This window comes from Hymenobacter sp. J193 (assembly GCF_024700075.1).
Classification (GTDB): Bacteria; Bacteroidota; Bacteroidia; order Cytophagales; family Hymenobacteraceae; genus Hymenobacter.
This window is the reverse complement of sequence record NZ_JAJONE010000001.1, coordinates 1,566,055-1,583,886: the sequence shown is the minus strand read 5'-3', so window position 1 is coordinate 1,583,886 and position 17,832 is coordinate 1,566,055. Positions and strand designations below refer to the sequence as shown.

19 protein-coding genes and 1 tRNA gene are annotated in these 17,832 nt (G+C 61.7%); 12 read left to right on the top strand and 8 right to left on the bottom strand.

The genetic code is table 11. The features are described from left to right. Positions 1–124: 124 nt before the first annotated feature. Both LRS06_RS06825 and LRS06_RS06820 read left to right on the top strand, forming a co-directional pair. Complete coding sequence (locus LRS06_RS06825) at positions 125–763, top strand: porin family protein (protein WP_257870799.1); 639 nt, start codon at positions 125–127, stop codon at positions 761–763. Positions 764–881: 118 nt separating this feature from the next. Continuing rightward, a complete protein-coding gene (locus tag LRS06_RS06820) occupies positions 882–1,541 on the top strand; it encodes a T-complex 10 C-terminal domain-containing protein (RefSeq protein WP_257870798.1) in 660 nt (219 codons plus the stop codon). Between the two features lie 142 nt (positions 1,542–1,683). Here LRS06_RS06820 and LRS06_RS06815 read toward each other — a convergent pair whose 3' ends face one another. Both LRS06_RS06815 and LRS06_RS06810 read right to left on the bottom strand, forming a co-directional pair. After that, entirely contained in the window at positions 1,684–2,754 is a 1,071-nt protein-coding gene (locus tag LRS06_RS06815) for a hypothetical protein (protein WP_257870797.1), read from the bottom strand. A 53-nt stretch (positions 2,755–2,807) separates the two neighbouring features. Further along, the gene (locus LRS06_RS06810; RefSeq protein WP_257870796.1) at positions 2,808–3,659 is read right to left on the bottom strand and encodes an AraC family transcriptional regulator; all 852 of its coding nucleotides are present in this window, start codon (positions 3,657–3,659) and stop codon (positions 2,808–2,810) included. Between the two features lie 140 nt (positions 3,660–3,799). Here LRS06_RS06810 and LRS06_RS06805 point away from each other — a divergent pair, with 140 nt between their 5' ends. Then, positions 3,800–4,213, top strand: a complete 414-nt coding sequence (locus tag LRS06_RS06805; RefSeq protein ID WP_257870795.1) for a hypothetical protein — start codon at positions 3,800–3,802, stop codon at positions 4,211–4,213. 9 nt (positions 4,214–4,222) lie between these two features. Here LRS06_RS06805 and LRS06_RS06800 read toward each other — a convergent pair whose 3' ends face one another. Both LRS06_RS06800 and LRS06_RS06795 read right to left on the bottom strand, forming a co-directional pair. Next, on the bottom strand, positions 4,223–4,645 hold the full coding sequence (locus tag LRS06_RS06800) for a hypothetical protein (RefSeq protein ID WP_257870794.1): 423 nt from the start codon (positions 4,643–4,645) through the stop codon (positions 4,223–4,225). A gap of 105 nt (positions 4,646–4,750) precedes the next feature. Then, positions 4,751–5,239 (bottom strand): DinB family protein, encoded by a 489-nt coding sequence (locus LRS06_RS06795; protein WP_257870793.1) that lies wholly within the window; start codon positions 5,237–5,239, stop codon positions 4,751–4,753. Between the two features lie 171 nt (positions 5,240–5,410). Between LRS06_RS06795 and LRS06_RS06790 the strand changes: the two genes are divergently transcribed. From LRS06_RS06790 to LRS06_RS06765, 6 genes are all read left to right on the top strand, one after another. Beyond that, complete coding sequence (locus LRS06_RS06790) at positions 5,411–6,862, top strand: aldehyde dehydrogenase family protein (protein WP_257870792.1); 1,452 nt, start codon at positions 5,411–5,413, stop codon at positions 6,860–6,862. A 141-nt stretch (positions 6,863–7,003) separates the two neighbouring features. Next, a complete protein-coding gene (locus tag LRS06_RS06785) occupies positions 7,004–9,082 on the top strand; it encodes an FAD-dependent oxidoreductase (protein ID WP_257870791.1) in 2,079 nt (692 codons plus the stop codon). 69 nt (positions 9,083–9,151) lie between these two features. Next, entirely contained in the window at positions 9,152–9,592 is a 441-nt protein-coding gene (locus LRS06_RS06780) for a hypothetical protein (RefSeq protein WP_257870790.1), read from the top strand. Positions 9,593–9,645: 53 nt separating this feature from the next. Then, the gene (locus LRS06_RS06775) at positions 9,646–10,749 is read left to right on the top strand and encodes a DUF3616 domain-containing protein (RefSeq protein ID WP_257870789.1); all 1,104 of its coding nucleotides are present in this window, start codon (positions 9,646–9,648) and stop codon (positions 10,747–10,749) included. A 50-nt stretch (positions 10,750–10,799) separates the two neighbouring features. Further along, positions 10,800–11,324, top strand: a complete 525-nt coding sequence (locus LRS06_RS06770; RefSeq protein ID WP_257870788.1) for a thioesterase family protein — start codon at positions 10,800–10,802, stop codon at positions 11,322–11,324. 90 nt (positions 11,325–11,414) lie between these two features. After that, entirely contained in the window at positions 11,415–11,969 is a 555-nt protein-coding gene (locus LRS06_RS06765; RefSeq protein ID WP_257870787.1) for a type 1 glutamine amidotransferase domain-containing protein, read from the top strand. 73 nt (positions 11,970–12,042) lie between these two features. Here the strand turns inward: LRS06_RS06765 and LRS06_RS06760 are convergent, their stop codons facing one another. Further along, on the bottom strand, positions 12,043–12,735 hold the full coding sequence (locus LRS06_RS06760; protein ID WP_257870786.1) for a porin family protein: 693 nt from the start codon (positions 12,733–12,735) through the stop codon (positions 12,043–12,045). Between the two features lie 196 nt (positions 12,736–12,931). On the opposite strand from LRS06_RS06760, the gene LRS06_RS06755 reads away from it, so the two are divergent. Then, a tRNA-Val gene (locus LRS06_RS06755) sits at positions 12,932–13,006 on the top strand. Positions 13,007–13,136: 130 nt separating this feature from the next. Then, positions 13,137–14,045 (top strand): histone deacetylase, encoded by a 909-nt coding sequence (locus LRS06_RS06750; RefSeq protein ID WP_257870785.1) that lies wholly within the window; start codon positions 13,137–13,139, stop codon positions 14,043–14,045. Between the two features lie 131 nt (positions 14,046–14,176). Here LRS06_RS06750 and LRS06_RS06745 read toward each other — a convergent pair whose 3' ends face one another. Genes LRS06_RS06745 through LRS06_RS06735 form a run of 3 tightly spaced genes read right to left on the bottom strand, consistent with a single transcriptional unit; the run spans position 14,177 to position 17,174 of the window. Continuing rightward, a complete protein-coding gene (locus LRS06_RS06745) occupies positions 14,177–14,887 on the bottom strand; it encodes a methyltransferase domain-containing protein (protein ID WP_257870784.1) in 711 nt (236 codons plus the stop codon). Beyond that, the gene (locus LRS06_RS06740; RefSeq protein ID WP_257870783.1) at positions 14,880–15,992 is read right to left on the bottom strand and encodes a type III polyketide synthase; all 1,113 of its coding nucleotides are present in this window, start codon (positions 15,990–15,992) and stop codon (positions 14,880–14,882) included. The genes LRS06_RS06745 and LRS06_RS06740 overlap by 8 nt, the downstream gene beginning before the upstream one ends. Before the next feature lie 42 nt (positions 15,993–16,034). Beyond that, positions 16,035–17,174, bottom strand: a complete 1,140-nt coding sequence (locus LRS06_RS06735) for an NAD(P)/FAD-dependent oxidoreductase (RefSeq protein ID WP_257870782.1) — start codon at positions 17,172–17,174, stop codon at positions 16,035–16,037. Between the two features lie 175 nt (positions 17,175–17,349). Here LRS06_RS06735 and LRS06_RS06730 point away from each other — a divergent pair, with 175 nt between their 5' ends. After that, positions 17,350–17,724 carry a T9SS type A sorting domain-containing protein gene (locus LRS06_RS06730; protein WP_196955346.1) on the top strand — a complete coding sequence of 125 codons (375 nt, stop codon included), beginning with the start codon at positions 17,350–17,352 and terminating at the stop codon, positions 17,722–17,724. The last annotated feature ends 108 nt before the right edge of the window (positions 17,725–17,832 follow it).

The window sequence follows — 17,832 nt, the reverse complement described above, 5'->3', positions numbered from 1 at the left end:
CCGGGCGCCGGTTGGTAAAAACAAGCAGCTGAAAATCAGAAAGCTGCCAAAAAACCGGCGGTGGCCCGTCACCAAAGGCTGCCGCAGCTGCTCTCCTAGGTAACGCTATCCGCCTTTCTGCGCTATGAAAAAGCTCTTTTTACCCTTACTCTTTGGTGTAGCCAGCCTGGCTTCGGTACAAGCCCAGGGCCTGCGCCTGGGCCTTACGGCCGGCATGACAGCTGCTACCGTAGGAGGCCCCCGCAATGCCGATACGCCCGAGCCCGATGGACGGCTGGGTGCCCGCGTCGGCCTCACGGCGCGGCTGCCGCTCACGGCCAGCGGCCGGCTAGCCCTGCAAACCGAGTTGGCCTACGCCGGGCTGGGCTTTCGGCTTGAGGCAGCCAGCGGAAACTACGTGGAGTTTCGGGAGCGGCTGCACTACCTGCAGCTGCCATTGCTGATGCAGCTGCGTCTGTCCAAGCTGTGGCTGGAAGCGGGGCCGCAGGTGAGCTACCTGCTCGGCCACCGCTGGCTCGACGGCCCCAGCGGCTTGCTGGGCAACCCCAACATCTACACCGACAACACCGACAAATTCCACCGCTGGGATTTCAGTGCCGTGGTGGGTGCGGGCTATCAGCTAACCGATAAACTGGGCGTAGGGCTCCGGTACGCGCACGGCCTGACCCCAGTGTACCAGCCCGTATCGGCGGATGGCACCCCGCCCGGCCGCCTGCGCAACCGCTCCCTCAGCCTGAACCTGAGTTACCAGCTTGGACGGTAGGCGGCCTTACCTGGCAGCAAGAGTCGGAACCCGGAGGCGCAACCTCCACCGGAAGGCCGCCGTATCAGCCCCAGCATAGCCAACCGGCTATATGTTCTTTTCTTTGATACGACCTTTCATGAACAAGTCTTTGCTTTTCCTGTCGGCCGCGGCTGCTTTTGCCGTAGCGTCCTGCTCCCAGGACAAACCCGCCGCCGTTGATGCCGCTACCACGCCATCTGCCGATACGGCCGTTGTAGTAGAAAACAACCAAATGGCTAACGATACTGCCGCCTATGGTGCCGATGCCAGCCGCCTCTCCGACCGCATTGCCCAGGACCTGCGCCTGACCGATACGGTAGTGGTAACGCGCATCGAAAAAACTTACTACACCCGGGGCCGCCGCCTGAACGAGGTAAACACGCAGTATACCACCGATACCACCGGCCGCTACGCTGCTCTGCGCCAGGTGAACGATGATACCGACCGCGAGGTGCGCACCATTATCACCGACCCGGAGCAGTACCGCACCTACGAAAGCAACCGCACCGCCTACTACGCCGGCACGCCCTATACCTACCGCGAAACGCAGGAAGGTACCACCAACCGCTCGGCCGCCCGCCGTCGTGGCCCGGCCATTGAGAAGTATGAGCAGAAACAGAACGGCGAAACCAAAATCAAGTACGCCAACGGCACCACCGTCAAAATCGACAAAGACGGCGACCGGAAAGTAGAATACCCTAACGGTACCAAAGTGAAGCGCGACGCCGATGATGGCCAGCGCAAAGTGAAAGACTAGTTGTAACCAGCTTTCAACCCAATAAAAAAGCCTGCTCCGTTATTGGGGCAGGCTTTTTTGTTGGGGCGTCAGGCTTTGGCTCCGCTTCTGCAGGACGTTGCTGGTACCATTTCTGGATTTGAGAAGATGCGGGGTCTGCTGTTCAACTTCTTACCCCAAATGCCCGCAGCTCCGCGTCGATGCGCTGGTTCCAGCGCTGCTGGGCGGCCTCGTTGGTGCCGTGCTGAGTTTCGGCTTCGTACTGCTCCTGCACCCGGTTCATCTCCCAGTAGGAGCGCAGATATTGAAGCTGAATGATGCTATTGTAATCGGCCACGGTGAGGGAGTCGGGCTGGACTTTGCGCTTGAACCGCTCACCCACCAGCTTCACTAGGTCGAAATGGCGCTGCTCGTGGTTGAGACTATAGTCGGTTTGGGTAGCCGTCCAGGACGAGCTGCGCACCACAAACACCTGCAAGGTAAGGTCGAGGTGCAGGGTGCCATTTACTACTTGTGGCTTGCCCGTGTAAGCAAAGCTCGGGAATACGGCTGCCGCAAAGTTACCGGCCGAGCGGCGTGGCCCCGAGAAGTCAGCCCACACCAGCGGCCGTTGGGGCTGATAAAACAGCGTGTCGCCCTCCGCGGCCCGCGCATCATCCAGAAAGCGCACCTGAATGCGGTGGGCCAGGGCCACATTGTGCGGGGCCTGCTGCGTCATCCAGGTATCAAAGTACGTGAGGGCACCCACCAGCGCCTGCCGCAGAGCTGGCTCCACGGCGGCCCGCTGGCTGGGCAGGCGCCGGTAGCGGGCCCCGCCGCGGTACTGCGTTAGCGGCACGGTTTCGCCCTCGCGCTGCCAGTCAAAGGAAAAAGCCACGATAATCTGTCCGTCAATAGTGCCGCCGGGGCCGGCCGTTTCGCGCACGCGCAGCTCCTGTACCCGCACGGTGGCGGGCCGCAACGCAGGGTTGCGGGGCACCGTCCGGCTCACAAATCCGCGTAGGGCCGGTAGCGTGCCACCTTGCAGCTCAACCAGCTCGGGTGCCGTAGCCTGGGCCGTAGCCAGGAGCTGGGCTACGGGCTCCGGTTTGGCGCGGGCATCGGCCACGGCCGCCACGTAATATTCGCGGGGAACAAAGGGCAGCCGGGCCGGCTGCAAAACGAGTGGGGGAGAGGGCGCCGGGGCAAGCAGCAGTTCGCTGAAAAGCTGCCATAGAGAAAGAAGAAACAACATAGCCGGGGTATCTGCAGAACAGACACTTGCGCCCGGCCGCTGGTTCCGCGCCGCTAGCTTAGGCGCTGGCGGCGGTACTCGCTGGGGCTCTGGCCAGTGTGGCGGCGGAAGGTCTTGTTGAAGTGCGACACGTTGTTGAAACCGCTGCCATAGCAAATCTGCGTGATGGTCAGGTCTTCGTTCACCAGCAGGCGGCAGGCCTGGCTTACGCGGTATTCCTGCAGAAAATCGGTGAGGGTGTGGCGCGTCATCTTCTTGAAGTAGCGGCAGAACGCCGGCACCGAGAGGTTGGCCACGTCGGCTACCTCATCCACCCCAATGGGACGGCGGTAGTTTTCTTCCAGATACTGATACACCTTGCTCAGGCGCTGCTGCTCGCGGCCGTGCGGGCCCAGGCCGCCGCTGCCGGCGTGCAGGGGCTCTACCTCGGTGGTTTCGGCCAGGAGCTGGAGCACGCGCAACAGCGTGAGCAGGCGGGCAAGCGGCGGCTCCGTGAGCAGCTGGCGCAGCAGCGGGTCCAGGGCGGCGCGGGTGGCCGGCCCAAAGCATAGGCCCTGCTGGGAGCGGGAAAGCAGCTGCTGAATGGCAGCCAGCTCAGGCCGCTGCCAGAAGGCTTCGCCCATAAAATCGGCCCGCAGCTGCACCACAATTTCCTCGAAGGCGCCCTGCTGCCCGTAGCTGAAGCTCAGGTGCGGCAGGTTGGGCCCGATAAGGGCCAGCTCACCCTGCTCGAACCGGGAAATGTGCTGCCCGATGTGGCGCCGGCCGGTCCCGCGCGGGACATATACCAGCTCGTACTCAGGATGGTAGTGCCAGAGCAAACCGCCGTTCTGCACCTCCGTGTAGTGGAGCAGCGTGAAAGAACTGTCGGTAGTGGGGTGGATGGACTCGTACTGGAGCTGCATAATCGATAATCTATGCCTGACTGGCACTAGCTTGCTCTCAAATATATACGATAAGTCAACATAGCATTACAAGTGGCGAACCACGCGGTTGCAGCGGCCGTTTACAGAGCTGAGATTAGTGCTTACCTTTTCCTGTGCCCATGTCTTCCTTGTCTTCTCGTGCCGCCAGCCTGGGTTTTATGGCTTCCTGGCTGCTGGTTTCTTCGCTGGCGGTAGCCGCGCCCCAGGCCCCCGCTGCTGCTTCCGATAAAGACCATATCCGGCAGCGCGCCAGCAGCGTAACGAATTACTACCACTACGCGCTGCATCTGACGAAGGCGCAGCGGCGGGCCGTGCAGCGCTCCACCTACCAGCACCTGCAGCAGCTCGACTCCTTGCGGCAGGTATCGGTAGCTTACGCGGCGGGAGCCGGGTATGCCAGCCCCGCGCCCACGCAGCGCGCCGCCGCTCAGGTGCAGGAACAGTACGATACGGCTATGCTGCGGATTCTGACGCCGGGCCAGTACAGTACCTTCCGCTGGCTTGGGGAGCAGCAGCCCGCTACGGGGCGCTAAGCGGCGCATTTACCCCAGGCTTTGCAGCCAGGTCGTGGCTTCGGGCAGTGTGCCAAAGCGCTGAAAGTGAAACCCAGTCGGAGCATTGCTGACGATAGTCTGGGTAGCTAAGCGGTGCATCGGGTTATGCCCTTCCACAATGGCGCAGTAGTGCGTGTTGCTTTCCCGCATAGCCCGCGGAATCCAGTTCTGCGTTATCCACGTCTGGGCCTCGGCCGACAAAGGCTGGCGCTGGCCGTGCTCCGATACCACTTTGCCAATCCGGGTACTGCGCAGCAGCTGTAGAGCCTGTTCATAAAGCTGCTGCATATCGGCCAGGCTGATGCGCTCCGAACTCCAGTTGAGCTGCACGTAGCCCGCCGCAGAGTAAGCTACCTGCCCTGCCGTATTCTGGTAATAAGGCTTTTCGCGGCGTTCGAACAGGTTGAGCATAAAAAGCTGGTTAATCCGATTTTCGGTCAGCGCAACCGGGTAGGGCGTAGCTTACCAACCGGCAAGCTAAGGGGTTTGTTGGCGGGCCGCAATCAATGATTGTTCTCAGGCAGCCTCCTGCTGCAGAATCTGGCGCACGTGGTGTTCCAGGTGCATGGCGTAGTCGTCTATCAGCCAGCCCAGCGTCACAGTGTAGCCGTTCTCGAACAGCACCTGGTTTTGCAATGCAGCGGCTGGTATTCGGGCAATCATGCGCATCAGCTGCTCATTATACAGGGTCCAGAAGCTGAGCAGCTCGGCGGCCGGAGCCTGCTGATACACGCCCAGCCGTACCCATTCGTCCTGCTGATAGGCAACCATACGGTGGGGTTCTGGCTCTGTCTGGCACAGCACAAATCGGCGGTGGTTATTGACTGCCGAATCCAGCAAATGACCCAGCACCTGCTTGCGCGACCATTTGCCCGGGCCTAGGGCTGTTGTCAGTTCCGCCGGGGAAAAGTCCAGAAAATGAGCGTTCAGCAGGCTCACCATTTCCCGGAGCCGCCTAAGCGCTTCGTGGGTGGTAGCCGGGTGAGAAGTTAGAGTAGACAACACGCCTGCGCAATAAGTAAACCGCCTCAAAACCAGCCGCCCGCCAGGCGGCGCGTACGGTATCAGCCGTAAAGGTAGCTGTTTTCGGGGGCGCCCACGTTGGCGCAGGCTGCACGCACTGCAAGCAAATCCTGCTATCTTAGAAGGATTTCCCGCGTCGTTACTCTGTGCCGTATGGCTGCCGCTGCCCTGTCCGCTCCCGAAACTTCCCCCGCTATCAATTCAGACCTGCACGCTGCTTTTGAACGGCTGCGCACCCATACGCCCGTGCTGCGCCGCGAAGATGCTTCTGCCCGGGCCACGCGCCTTCGCCGCCTGGCCGCCTGGATTACCAGCAACCGCGTTGCCATCCAAACCGCCCTGTACGCCGACTTCCGCAAGCCCGCCGCTGAAACTGATCTTACTGAAATCTGGTCAACGCAGGCCGAAATCAAGCATACGCTGGCCCACCTGCGGCAGTGGATGAAGCCCCGGCGCGTAGGTACGCCGCTGTCGTTGCTGGGCACTACCTCCTGGGTGCAGTACGAGCCCAAGGGGGTGTGCCTGGTAATGGCGCCGTGGAACTACCCGTTTTACCTGGCGGTGGGGCCGCTGGTGTCGGCGCTGGCCGCCGGCAACTGCTGCGTGCTCAAACCCTCGGAGCTGACGCCGCACGTAGCTACCCTGGTGCGCCGCCTGGCCGAAGAAGTTTTCGACTCCGCCGAAGTGGTAGTAGTGGAAGGCGGCAAAGACGTGGCCACCGAGCTGCTGCGCCTGCCCTTCGACCACATCTTTTTCACGGGCAGCCCCGAGGTGGGTAAAATAGTAATGCGCGCCGCCGCCGAGCACCTGAGCGGCGTGACCTTGGAGTTGGGCGGCAAGTCGCCGGCCGTGGTGGATGCCACCGCCAACCTGCGCGACGCGGCCGAGAAGCTGGTGTGGGGCAAGTTTCTGAATGCCGGCCAGACCTGCGTAGCCCCCGATTACGTGCTGGTGCAGGAACCCGTGCAGGCCGAGCTGGTGCGCGAAATGGAAGCTGTCATCCGCCGCAACTACAACCCCGCCGGAGCTGGGGTGGAAAACTCCGAGTCGTTTGCCCGTATCGTTAATCAGCAGCATTTCAACCGGCTGGCAGGCTTGCTGGAAGATGCCCAGGCTACCGGGGCTACGGTGGCCGTGGGTGGCGAGGTGGATGGCCGTCAGTGCTTTATCGCGCCCACCGTCCTCACCCATGTGGCCCCCGACAGCCGCATAATGCAGGAGGAAATATTCGGGCCGCTGCTGCCGCTGGTACCCTTCCGCACGCTTTCTGAAGCTGCCGATTTTATCAATGCGCGGCCCAAGCCCCTGGCGCAGTACGTATTCACGCGCAACGCCGAAAACCAGCGGTACCTGCTGGATAATGTATCGGCGGGTGGCGCGGCCGTCAACGAAACCATTGTGCACCTGGGTCACTCGGAGCTGCCTTTCGGGGGCGTGGGCAACAGCGGGGTAGGCAAGGCGCACGGGCACTATGGGTTTCTGGCGTTTTCCAACGAAAAAGCCGTGCTCCGGCAGCGTATCGGTCGTACCAGCATCAAGCTGCTTTACCCGCCCTACACCCCCAAAGTGCGCAAAATGCTTGATCTGCTGCTGCGGTATCTGTAGCCGGCCGTAGTGCCTTGCCTGTGCGCATCGGTGAGTAATGCGGCTGGCAGTAAGCACAGGGCAAGCTGATAAATAGTAGGTGGGCAGCAGGCGGAAAGCGGAAATTCGTTTTTGAAAATAAAGTAGGCAAGCCGAATTCTTTTGCCGATATTTTCCGGCAGCTGGCGGCAGCATTTCTTTGCCGGTCGGCCCTTTCCGCGCCTCGTGCTCATGTCGTTTACTCCCACCCAGGCCGCCATTCTTCGGGCAGTGGCCGATACCTTTATTCCGGCTGTGCCCGGCCACGAGCAGGAACCGAATGCTGCTTATTGGCTTCGCCAAGGCTCAGAGGGCCTCAACCTCGACCAACTGACTGGTATGCTGGCTGGGCAACCTATGGGCGTGCAGCAGGAGTTCCGGCAGCTGCTGGGGCTGCTGGCCTCGCCCGCGCTGGGACTTACCTGGCTGGGGAAGTTGCGGCCGTTTATGGAGCTCACCCTGCCGCAGCGTGAACAATTGCTGCAGCGCTGGGCCGGCAGCCCGGTGCCACAGCTGCGCAAGGCCTTTCACTCCCTGCGCAAGCTCACCATGATGCTGTACTACGGCGGCTCGGTGCCCGTGCCCGACAATCCGGTGTGGGCTGCCCTCGGCTACCCCGGACCCCAGCCCGACGACCAACCAGTGGATACCGACAAGCCCATCCGCCCGCTTCAGCCCACGACCGATGTGCAGTACGACTGCGACGTGCTGGTGATTGGCAGCGGAGCCGGGGGCGGCGTGGTGGCCGGGGAGCTGGCCGCCGCCGGCCATGCCGTGCTGGTACTGGAAAAAGGTCCTTATTGCCACGGCTGCGACTTCACTCAGCGCGAGGTGGATATGCTCAGCAAGCTGTACGATGGGCAGGCGGCCCTTACCACCCAGGATGGGAGCCTGGCGTTGCTGGCGGGCAGCTGCCTGGGCGGCGGCACCACCGTCAACTGGGCCGGGGCTTTCCGCACTCCCGACTACATCCTGCAGGAGTGGGCCCGGGAACACCACGTACCGCATTTCGCTTCGCCGGAATTTGGCCGCAGCCTCGATGCGGTAAGCCAGGCGGTGAGCGTGAACACCAGCTACGAGCGGCACAACGGTCAGAACCAGGCCCTGTGGAATGGGTCGAGGCAGCTGGGGCAGGAAGTGAAACGCATTCCGCGCAACGAAAAGCACCTGACTTCCTCGGAAGAACACTTCCGCAGCCTCGGGTTCAGCCCGCTTGGCGACCGGCACGGCATCAAGCAGGGTACCCTGAACACGTATTTGCAGCAGGCCTTCGACCACGGCGCCCGCATTCTGCCCGATACCTACGTGACGCGCGTAACCACCGCTCAGGGCCAGGCCACCGGCGCCGAAGCCGTGCATACGACCTCCTCGGGTCAGGCCGTACGCGTGACGGTGCGGGCGCGGCGGGTAGTGGTAGCTGGCGGGGCTATCCAGTCGCCGGCGCTGCTGCTGCGGAGCGGGCTGCGGCACCCACACCTGGGCCGGCATCTGCACCTGCACCCCACGGTGGTGGTGTCGGGAGCATACGCGCAGCGCATGGACCCGTGGTTTGGCCCGATGATGTCGGTGGTAAATGACACCTATACGATGCTGGACGGGACCAACTACGGCGCCAAGCTGGAAACCCCGCCCGCGCACCCGGGCCTCATGGCCATGGTGCTGCCCTGGCACTCGGGTGTGCAGCACAAGCAGCTGATGCAGCAGGCCGCGCACCTGGGTAACTTTATTGTGCTGACGCGCGACCGGGACGGGGGGCGGGTGCGCACCGACCGGCAGGGCCAGCCGCGCATCGACTACTCCCTGAGCTCCTACGACCGGGGCCACATGCTGCAAGGCGTGCGAGCGGCCGCCGAAATTCACGCCGCTGCCGGAGCCCACACGGTGTATCTGCCCCACGGTACTCTGCCCACCCTGCACGTGCAGAATGGCGCGGTTCAGAATCCGACTGTCCTCGATGGCCTTAGCAAACTCAAATGGCAGGCCAACCGCTTCGGGCTCTACAGTGCCCATCAGATGAGTACCTGCCGCATGGGCGGGCAAAGGGCCACGCATCCGGTAGCACCTACCGGCGAAACCTATGAGGTGCGCAACCTATTCGTGGCCGATGCGTCAGCGTTTCCGACGTGCAGCGGCGTAAACCCTATGCTCACCATTATGGCGCTGGCACACTTCACGGCCCAGCACCTGAAAGCGGGCTTGTAGCCGCCCGGGCGCCGCCCGCGAACGGATGTTGGATTTTCGCGTAGTAGGGGGCGCACCAACTTCCCGGCTATGTCCTCCTCTTCTCCCCGCGTTGTACTAGTGTTTGCGCTATGTGTGGCTTTGCTGAGCGGCAGCAGCTGTGCCCGGCGCAAAAAGGACATTCCGGCTGCTGCTACCGCCGAGCCGGTGAAAGCCGCCCCGGCGCCCGCGCCTATAGCCCGTGCGGCCGCCCGCGACCTGGCCGGCGTGATGGCCGAGGAGCTGCAGCTGTCCGATGATCAGCAAACCAGGGTGCGAACCTTGCTGCGCTCCACGGTGCAGCAGGTGAACGAAGCCCGCAGCCAGTACGCTGCCGACAAGCCCGCCCTGAACAAAGAGCTGCTGCGCATCAATGCCGAGTCGGAAAAGCAGCTGCAGCAGGTGTTTTCGGCCGAGCAGTACAAGCAGTACCAGCTGAAAAAGCGCAGTATGCAGGCCAAAATGCAGGCCATCCGCGCCGGCAATAAATAAGTTGGGGTGCCCCTGCTTTTTACTGCCTAAATCCCCTCATTTCCATCCCAAAAATGCGTCCTCAACCCTACACGCTGCACTTCAACCCCAAGCTTAGTTTGAATGCGGCCGGCAAGCACGTGCGCGACGGCCTATCCACGGTGCTGCGTACCGGCGACAACCTCTGGCTGAGCTGCGACGAGCGCACCACCATTGAGCGGCTGCGCCTGACGGGGCCGCACGAGTTCGGGGAGCATTGCTCTTACCAGTTGGATGAGCTGCTCGATCTGCCCGCCGACGAAACCCTGGAAATCGATATTGAAGGTATGGGCGAGGCCGGCCACTACCTCTGGATTATCGGCTCACACAGCCTCAAGCGCAAGCAGCCCGACCCCGAGGACGAAGACGTGGAAAAGCAGATCGAAAAGCTGGCGAAGGTGAAAGCCGACCCCAACCGCTACCTGCTGGCCCGCATTCCGCTGCTGCTGAACCCGGAAACCGGCAACTACGAGTTGCACAAGCAGGCCCCGCATCCCACCGACCCTACCCAAACCCTGCACGCTGCCCAGCTGCACGGCAGCACCAGCAGCAACGAGCTGCTGGACGTGCTGGCCGACGACCCTCACCTCAAGCCCTTCCTGAAAATCCCTGGCAAAGACAATGGCTTCGATATTGAAGGCCTGGCCGTGGGGGAGAACGGGCGCCTGTTCGTGGGCCTGCGCGGACCGGTGCTGCGGGGCTGGGCCGTGGTGCTGGAGCTGCTGCCTCGCGAGGACAAGCACGGCCGCCTGCGCCTCGACAAAGTGCCTGGCAGCACCCAGCCGTACTACAAAAAGCACTTCCTGCAGCTGGGTGGCATGGGTCTGCGCGAGCTGCGCCAGCTGGGGTCCGACATCCTGCTGCTGGCGGGGCCCACCATGGACCTCGACGGTACCATTGCCGTGTACCGCTGGCCCGATGCCCTGCGCCTGCCCCAGGACAGCCTTATCGACGAAAAGCAGCTGCACCGCCTGTTCGATGTGCCCCACGGCGCCGGCCCCACCGCCGGCCAGGACCGCGCCGAGGGCATGGCCTTGCTCGATGAGACGCACATTCTGCTGGTGTTCGACAGCCCCACCGACCAACGCAAGCCCGCACCGCACCAGGTGCAGGCTGATGCCTATCGTCTGCCCCGGTAGCGGCTTTGCGCTACCTTCGCCGCGCATTTTTCCCGATTAACCTTCCCCTTATGGCAACTGCTCCGCTGGTGCGCACGCCCGAAACCACCCACCGCATCTATTTCCAGGATTGCGACATGCTGGGCCACCTCAACAACGCCCGCTACCTCGACTACTTCCTCAATGCCCGCGAAGATCAGGTAGCTCAGCATTACGCGCTGAACATGGGCCAGCTGGCCCGCGAGCAGAACGCCGGCTGGGTTATTACCAAGCACCACATCAGCTACCTGCGCCCCGCCCGCCAGGGCGAAACCGTGCGCATCCGCACCCAGCTCATTCACTTCGACAACTCCAATCTGGTAGTGGAAATGCAGATGCTGAGCCAGGACGGCCTGCGCCTGAAAGCGGTGCTGTGGTCGGAAATGGCCTACGTGCAGGTGAGCACCGGCACCCGCACCGACCATTCCGATGAAATGATGGACATGCTGGAAAGCCTGGACGTAGACGACGTGAACTACGATGTCGACGGCTTCGACGAGCGGGTGAAGGCGTTGCGCAAAGAGTTCAAGCGCCAGCGCGCCGGCGAGGAAGACTAACCCCACGGCGCCAGTTGCGTTAAAGAAAAGCCGGAGTTGCCCGCCAGGGTTGCTCCGGCTTTTCTTTTTTAACCGTAACACTGCAATTCCATGAGTATTTTCGGAAGCGACGCCCTGAAGGGCAAAACCATAGCCATCATTGCCACCGACGGATTTGAGCAGTCGGAGCTCGAAAAGCCCAAAAAGTACCTCGAAGATGAAGGCGCTAAGACCCACATCATCTCCCTGAAAAGCGGCTCCATCAAAGGCTGGGACCAGAAAGACTGGGGCGACAAAGTGGACGTGGACAAAGTAATCGGTGAGGTGAAAGTGGCCGACTACGACGCGCTGGTGCTGCCCGGTGGCCAGATGAACCCCGACGTGTTGCGCACCAAGCCGGAGGTAGTAAGCTTCGTGAAGGAGTTTGTGGCCTCCGGCAAGCCGGTGGCTGCCATATGCCATGGCCCTTGGGTGCTGGTAGAAGCCGACGTGGTGCAGGACAAGCAAATTACCAGCTGGCCCAGCCTGCAAACCGACGTGAAAAACGCCGGTGGCCGCTGGGTTGACGAAACCGTGGTGGTCGATGGCAACCTCATCACCAGCCGCAACCCCCAGGATATTCCCAACTTCAACGAGAAGATCAAAGAAGCCCTGGTAGGCAAGTAAACGCCTTTGGGTAAGCCCAAAAAAGCCCCGCCGTAATGTACGGCGGGGCTTTTTTAGGAAAAAATCGGGAAACTTAGTTGGTGATACCGATACCTACGTACACCTGAAAAGCACCGTTCTTAATTGCTTCGACTCCCATAGCCGCATTGCTGGTGGGGTCTTTAATAATGTCAGCAAAGCCGGCAGTATAACGGCCGCCCACACGGGCTGGTCCTACTCGCGCTTCAAGGCCGGCTGACAAGCCATAATCAAGGCTGCTGTAACTGTACCCGTATGTATTGTTCTCGTCGGCAATTTTCCGTTCAACATCGTTTTCTTTCACCTTCGTGAGCAATGAAACTTGCGGGCCTACATGCACACTTACATTATCCAAAATGTTATATACAAGCAGCACCGGTACTTGGATGTAATCTAGGCGAGTGATGTAAGTGCCAGGTTGAACACTTGCTGGATTGCTTCCTTCAAAGCCCTGGCGGCTGTAGAGTATTTCGGGCTGCAGCGAGAACTTGTCGGAGAAGCTGAACTGCGAATAGAAGCCCGCGTGGAAGCTGTTGTAGTTCTTGGCGTCGCCGTAGCTTTTCTTACCGTCGCCGCGGATGTCGGCGAAGTTCACGCCGCCCTTGATGCCGAAGCCCCCATTGCGGGAGTCGCTGGAGCTGCCGGAAGCATAGTCAGTGGATTTGCGGACGCCGATGGGGCCATCCTGGGCGGAGGCTACCGTAACCGACGCCATGGCGCAGGAAAGCAGGAGCAGAAGCTTTTTCATAAGAAGAGAATTTCGGGTGGAAAAAAGTCGCCGGAAAGGCCGATAGCCGGGCTATTTGTATGCGACTATACTTACATCCGAAAAGAATGTTGCGGCAGCCGAAACCGACTCGAAAAAAGACTCCAGATTTTTATTGCGAAAATCAAACTGACTTGTATATTTGGCCTTTTACGGCCGCCACCAGTCGGGGGCTTGCGGGGTATTAGCTCAGCTGGTTTAGAGCGCTACCTTGACAGGGTAGAGGTCACTGGTTCGAACCCAGTATACCTCACTTCTTCCCCCTTCGTGGGCGGCAGCTTTTGCCAGAGCCGCTGCCCGCTTCATTTTCCCGAATCCGGAAATAACCGCCTGAGAGAGCGGTTATTTTTGTATCCGGCCGTTTTCATTCCGGCTGCTCTTCTATGGTCGCTATTGCTTGGGCGCCGCTCTACGCTCATCCGCTGCCTGCGGGCCACCGCTTTCCGATGCTCAAATACGAGCTGCTGCCCGAGCAGCTTTTGCGGGAAGGCACTATCAGCGAGGCCAACCTCTTTCAGCCCGCTGCCGCCACCGCAGCCGATATTCTGCCCGTGCACGACTCCGGCTACTACCTGCGCCTGCGGCATGGCCAGCTCACGCGCCAGGAAGAGCGAGCCACCGGCTTTCCGTGGAGCCCGGAATTGATAGAGCGAGAGGTAACCATTCTGGGCGGGACCCTGGCCTGCGCCCGCCATGCCCTGCAACACGGCGCGGCCCTGAACGTGGCCGGCGGCACCCACCACGCTTTCCGGGACCGGGGCGAAGGATTTTGCCTGCTCAACGACCAGGCGGCGGCGGCTGCCTGGCTGCTGGCCCGGCCGGAACTGGGCGTCCGCCAGGTGCTGATCGTGGACCTGGATGTGCACCAGGGCAACGGCACGGCCAGTATTTTTCGGGAGGAGCCCCGCGTGTTTACTTTCTCTATGCACGGGGCCCGCAACTACCCGCACCGCAAGGAGCAGTCGGATCTGGATCTGGCCCTGCCCGATGGCACCGACGACGCCACGTACCTGCAGCTGCTGGCCGAAGCGCTGCCCCGCCTGCTGGATGAAGTGCGGCCGGATTTCGTGCTGTACCTGAGTGGGGTAGATGTGCTGGCCACCGACAAGCTGGGCCATCTGAGCCTCACCCGGGAAGGCTGCCGCCGCCGCGACGAGTACGTGCTGGGCCTTTGCCACCGGCATGCTCTTCCGGTGGTGGTGTGCATGGGCGGCGGCTATTCCGAGCGGCTGACCGACATCATCGAAGCCCACGCCAACACCTTTCGGGCCGCACAGAACCTGTGGGGATAAGGCTGGCGCAGCCCAGCGAGCAGCAGAACGAGGCCACACCCATACCAGGCCGGTGCCCGCTGCGCATCATAGGGGAACAAGTGACGAATTGATTCGCCGGAAAAGATAGAAGCTTCCCGCGAAATCCAACTTCAGGCGCCCATAGCGGGCACTATCAGCTGCCACCGGAACGCCCAGCACCAGCGCAGGGTATAGCGCGTGATGCCGGCCTGCTTCAGCAGTTGCTCCCAGTCGGTGCGCCGGAACGCCCGGGCTACGGACAGGGGCGCGTCGTGCTGAACCAGGTAGGAGCCGCCGAGCAGGCGCGTGAGCCACTTGATGCTGTAGTATGCCAGCGGGTGACGGTGCAGGTCGTTGATGATGACGGCCACGCGGGCCTGCTGCTGCCAGGTTTGCAGGAAATGCACCAGGTCGTCGTCCGAGAAATGGTGGCAGAACAGGCTGCACGTCAGTACATCGAAGCGCCGCTGCTGAAACTTAGGGGAGAAAATGTCGTGCTGTGAGAAACTGATTTCGGGGTAGCCGGCGCTGTGCTGGCGGGCGTAGCTAAGCATAAAGGCGTTGGCATCGATGCCCTCCAGCTGCACCGGCACGGCGCGGCGACGGGCCCAGCGGGCCACGTAGCGCAGCGTGTCACCGCCACCACTGCCCAGGTCGGCGAGGTGCAGCTGGCGGCCCACGGGTAAAGCCAGCTTTTCCAGTGCCTGCGTCACTACGTTGTAGCCCCCCAGGCGGGCGTTGATGAGGGCCAGCTCATCCAGGTTCTGGCGAAGGGCATCGGAGGCCAGCGTCAGGTCGTCCATCAGCTCCGGCCCGGTGGCGCGGCGGGAGAAATCAGGCATAGGCGACCTGCAACAGCATGGATTCCAGGGTGAGACCCGGACCAAACGCAAAGCTGAGCACGGGTGCCCCGGCATCGGCGGCGGTGAAAGATGCCAGCAGCTCGTGCAGCACAAACAGCACCGTGGCCGACGACATATTACCGTAGTCGCGCAGCACCTGGTAGGCAAAGCGGTTGTCGTGGCGCGACAGGCCCAGCTCCTGTTCAATGGTTTCCAGAATCTTGCGGCCGCCCGGATGAATGGCAAACGCCCGGATATCGGCCAGCTTAACCGGCAGCCGCCGGAGCAGCTGCTCCGTGAGCTGACGGATGCCCTTCTGAATCATACGCGGCACGTACGACGACAAGGTCATTTCAAACCCGAAGTCGTTGATGTGCCAAGCCATATCGGCATGGCCCTCGGGCTCCAGGTCGCAGTGGAAGGCCTGCAGGGCCAGGCTGGCGCCCTGGGCGGCGGGCCGGGCCTGCACCAGCGCCGCCGCCGAGCCGTCGCCAAACAGCGCATTGGAAATCAGGTGGTCTTCTTCGCGGCTTTTCTGGAAGTGCAGGGTGCAGAGTTCCGTGCACACAATCAGGACCCGCGCCTGGGCATCGGCCCGGCAGAAGGCGTCGGCCAGTTTCAGGGCATTGAAGGCCGCGTAGCAGCCCATAAAGTTCACGCAGGTGCGCTGCACATGGGGCGAAAGGCCCAGCGCGTGTACCAGCTCAATATCCAGTCCCGGCGCGTACATGCCCGTGCAGCTTACCGTGATAAGATGGGTGATATCCTGAGATGTCAACTCCGGCAGCTGAGCCAGGCAGGCACGGGCCGCCTCCACCGACAGGGGCAGCGCGTGCTCCCGGTACGAAGCCAGCCGCTGCCCAACTGTTGGGAAGGGCTCCAGGCCCGGGGTGTTCGGAAAAAACGTGTATTGACCGTTATGCTGGCCATAATCGGGCAGCACGGAGTAGCGGTGCTCAATGCCCGACACCCGGTAGAGGGCGCGGAGCTTGCGGGCTTCGGGCGCATCCAGCTGAAGCGCCTGGGCCATAAAGTCGGCTATCTGGGGCTGGGCAAGGCGGTGCGGTGGGGTAGCAGTGCCAATGGCACACAGGTAGCTGGACATTCGGTGCAGTTTACGCAAAGTACGCCGCCTGCCCTAATTGAGTTAGGCCCGCGTACCCTGGAACAGGATTAAAACGGTTGGCCGTGGGTGCCGCCAATAAGTGTCCGCACGGCAGCTGGCCAGTAGCGCAGCCCGCCAATAACCAGCTTCGCTCATCACGGGGCGGCCAAACAGCCGCTGCACGGTGCGGCCCACGCGCAGGCGGCTGCCAAACTGCCGCTGCCAGGCCTGCCGGTAGCAGCTTTCCAACTCCGGTCGCCCGACGTCGCCCCGCACGAAGGCATGGATATGCTCGGCGGCCAGGGCCGCGCCGTGCAGGGCCATGGCCATGCCATTGCCGCACAGTGGGGTAATCAGCCCGGCCGCGTCGCCGCACATCAGCACGTGGTTTTCCACCGGCGCTTTCGGGGCGAAGGATATTTCGTTGATAACCTCGGGCTGCGGATACAGGAATTCGGCTTGCCCGAATACCCGGGCCAGAAAGGGGTTGCGGGCCAGCACGGCAGTTTCGAGAGCTGGAATGGTGCCGTGCTGCTTAAGGTTTTGGCGGGTGGTGAGGTAGCAGAAGCAGTACTTGTCGTCTTCGATGGCAGACAGGCCCGCGTAGCCGTCGGCGAAGTTGTGCAGGGCAATGAGGTGGCGCGGGAAGTCGTAGCGCAGGTGGTACTTGACGGCCAGGTAAGGGGAGCGTTGCCGGAAAAAGGGGCGGTTGAGCTGCCGGTCGAGGTTGGCCCGCTTGCCATAGGCGCCCAGCACCACCTGCGCCGTAAGCGTGCGGCCATCGGCCAGGGTAGCGCGGTGCGTACTCGTAGCGGCATCAAAAACTATGTCGGCGACGGTGGCGGTTTCCACTTGCACGCCACGCTCCAGGGCCAGCTGGTACAGGAAAAAGTCGAGCTGGTAGCGGCTTATTCCAAAGCCGCCCAAACCCAGCGGGGCGCGCACCACGCGGCCAGCCGGGGAACTGACCAGCAGCTGCTCAATGCGGGCCGGGCGCAGCACGGCGGGGTCGGCGCCGAGGCGGCGCAGATAAGGCAGCACCTCGTTGGAAATGTATTCGCCGCACACCCGGTGGAAAGGGTATTGCTTGCGCTCCACCAGCGTAACGGCCAGCCCGCGCCCGGCCAGGTCAAGGGCTGCAGCCAGCCCGGCCAGCCCCCCACCGATTATGAGAATGCTCACGAAAAAATTATCAGAAAAGTCATACAAAAGAGGCCGGCTATATAGGTTTTTTCTCAAAGAATGGATATATAGCTAACCAGATTCTCCCATAGGATGTTACCTTTGCAAACCTAATTAAACACTTCACGTTAAGTATTCCTGCTGGATTGCTGAACGCCTTGTTGCGCCCTTCCTTATGATAAAACTCCTACGCTTCGTTTCCTTTCTCCTGCTGTTTGGCCTGCTGCCCGGCTCGGCCTTGCTGTCGCAGGCGGCCGCTCAGCCCACGGAGAAGGCAGGCAATAAACCTCAGCTTGAGGAAAAAAACCTGTTGGTGTATCCCAATCCCAGCACGGGTATCGTGCAGGTATCGGTACTGGGTTTCAAAGGCCGTAAGCTGGAGCTGCGGGTGCTAAACATCATCGGCACCGTGGTATACCGCGAAACCGTGACGGAGCTCAACGACCGTTTTACCCGCACGCTCGACCTGAGCAAGTTCGCCAGCGGCCTCTACTACGTCAAGCTCGACTCCGACAATACCAGCACCATGCGCAAGCTCGTGATTCGCTAGTTCCGGCGAGAGTTTATTTATAAGCCGTGCGGCTGCTCCTATTTGGGGTGGCCGCACGGTTTTTTATGTGATTCAGACAGCAGCAGGGAAGGCCCGAATGTTGTTCAA

What these genes read in the sequence shown, in the direction of transcription:
- LRS06_RS06800 (WP_257870794.1), bottom strand. Translation starts at nt 4,645, where the DNA reads ATGCTCAACCTGTTCGAACGCCGCGAAAAGCCTTATTACCAGAATACG.
- LRS06_RS06825 (WP_257870799.1), top strand. Translation starts at nt 125, where the DNA reads ATGAAAAAGCTCTTTTTACCCTTACTCTTTGGTGTAGCCAGCCTGGCT.
- LRS06_RS06815 (WP_257870797.1), bottom strand. Translation starts at nt 2,754, where the DNA reads ATGTTGTTTCTTCTTTCTCTATGGCAGCTTTTCAGCGAACTGCTGCTT.
- LRS06_RS06805 (WP_257870795.1), top strand. Translation starts at nt 3,800, where the DNA reads ATGTCTTCCTTGTCTTCTCGTGCCGCCAGCCTGGGTTTTATGGCTTCC.
- LRS06_RS06765 (WP_257870787.1), top strand. Translation starts at nt 11,415, where the DNA reads ATGAGTATTTTCGGAAGCGACGCCCTGAAGGGCAAAACCATAGCCATC.
- LRS06_RS06775 (WP_257870789.1), top strand. Translation starts at nt 9,646, where the DNA reads ATGCGTCCTCAACCCTACACGCTGCACTTCAACCCCAAGCTTAGTTTG.
- LRS06_RS06730 (WP_196955346.1), top strand. Translation starts at nt 17,350, where the DNA reads ATGATAAAACTCCTACGCTTCGTTTCCTTTCTCCTGCTGTTTGGCCTG.
- LRS06_RS06745 (WP_257870784.1), bottom strand. Translation starts at nt 14,887, where the DNA reads ATGCCTGATTTCTCCCGCCGCGCCACCGGGCCGGAGCTGATGGACGAC.
- LRS06_RS06750 (WP_257870785.1), top strand. Translation starts at nt 13,137, where the DNA reads ATGGTCGCTATTGCTTGGGCGCCGCTCTACGCTCATCCGCTGCCTGCG.
- LRS06_RS06760 (WP_257870786.1), bottom strand. Translation starts at nt 12,735, where the DNA reads ATGAAAAAGCTTCTGCTCCTGCTTTCCTGCGCCATGGCGTCGGTTACG.
- LRS06_RS06820 (WP_257870798.1), top strand. Translation starts at nt 882, where the DNA reads ATGAACAAGTCTTTGCTTTTCCTGTCGGCCGCGGCTGCTTTTGCCGTA.
- LRS06_RS06770 (WP_257870788.1), top strand. Translation starts at nt 10,800, where the DNA reads ATGGCAACTGCTCCGCTGGTGCGCACGCCCGAAACCACCCACCGCATC.
- LRS06_RS06790 (WP_257870792.1), top strand. Translation starts at nt 5,411, where the DNA reads ATGGCTGCCGCTGCCCTGTCCGCTCCCGAAACTTCCCCCGCTATCAAT.
- LRS06_RS06810 (WP_257870796.1), bottom strand. Translation starts at nt 3,659, where the DNA reads ATGCAGCTCCAGTACGAGTCCATCCACCCCACTACCGACAGTTCTTTC.
- LRS06_RS06780 (WP_257870790.1), top strand. Translation starts at nt 9,152, where the DNA reads ATGTCCTCCTCTTCTCCCCGCGTTGTACTAGTGTTTGCGCTATGTGTG.
- LRS06_RS06740 (WP_257870783.1), bottom strand. Translation starts at nt 15,992, where the DNA reads ATGTCCAGCTACCTGTGTGCCATTGGCACTGCTACCCCACCGCACCGC.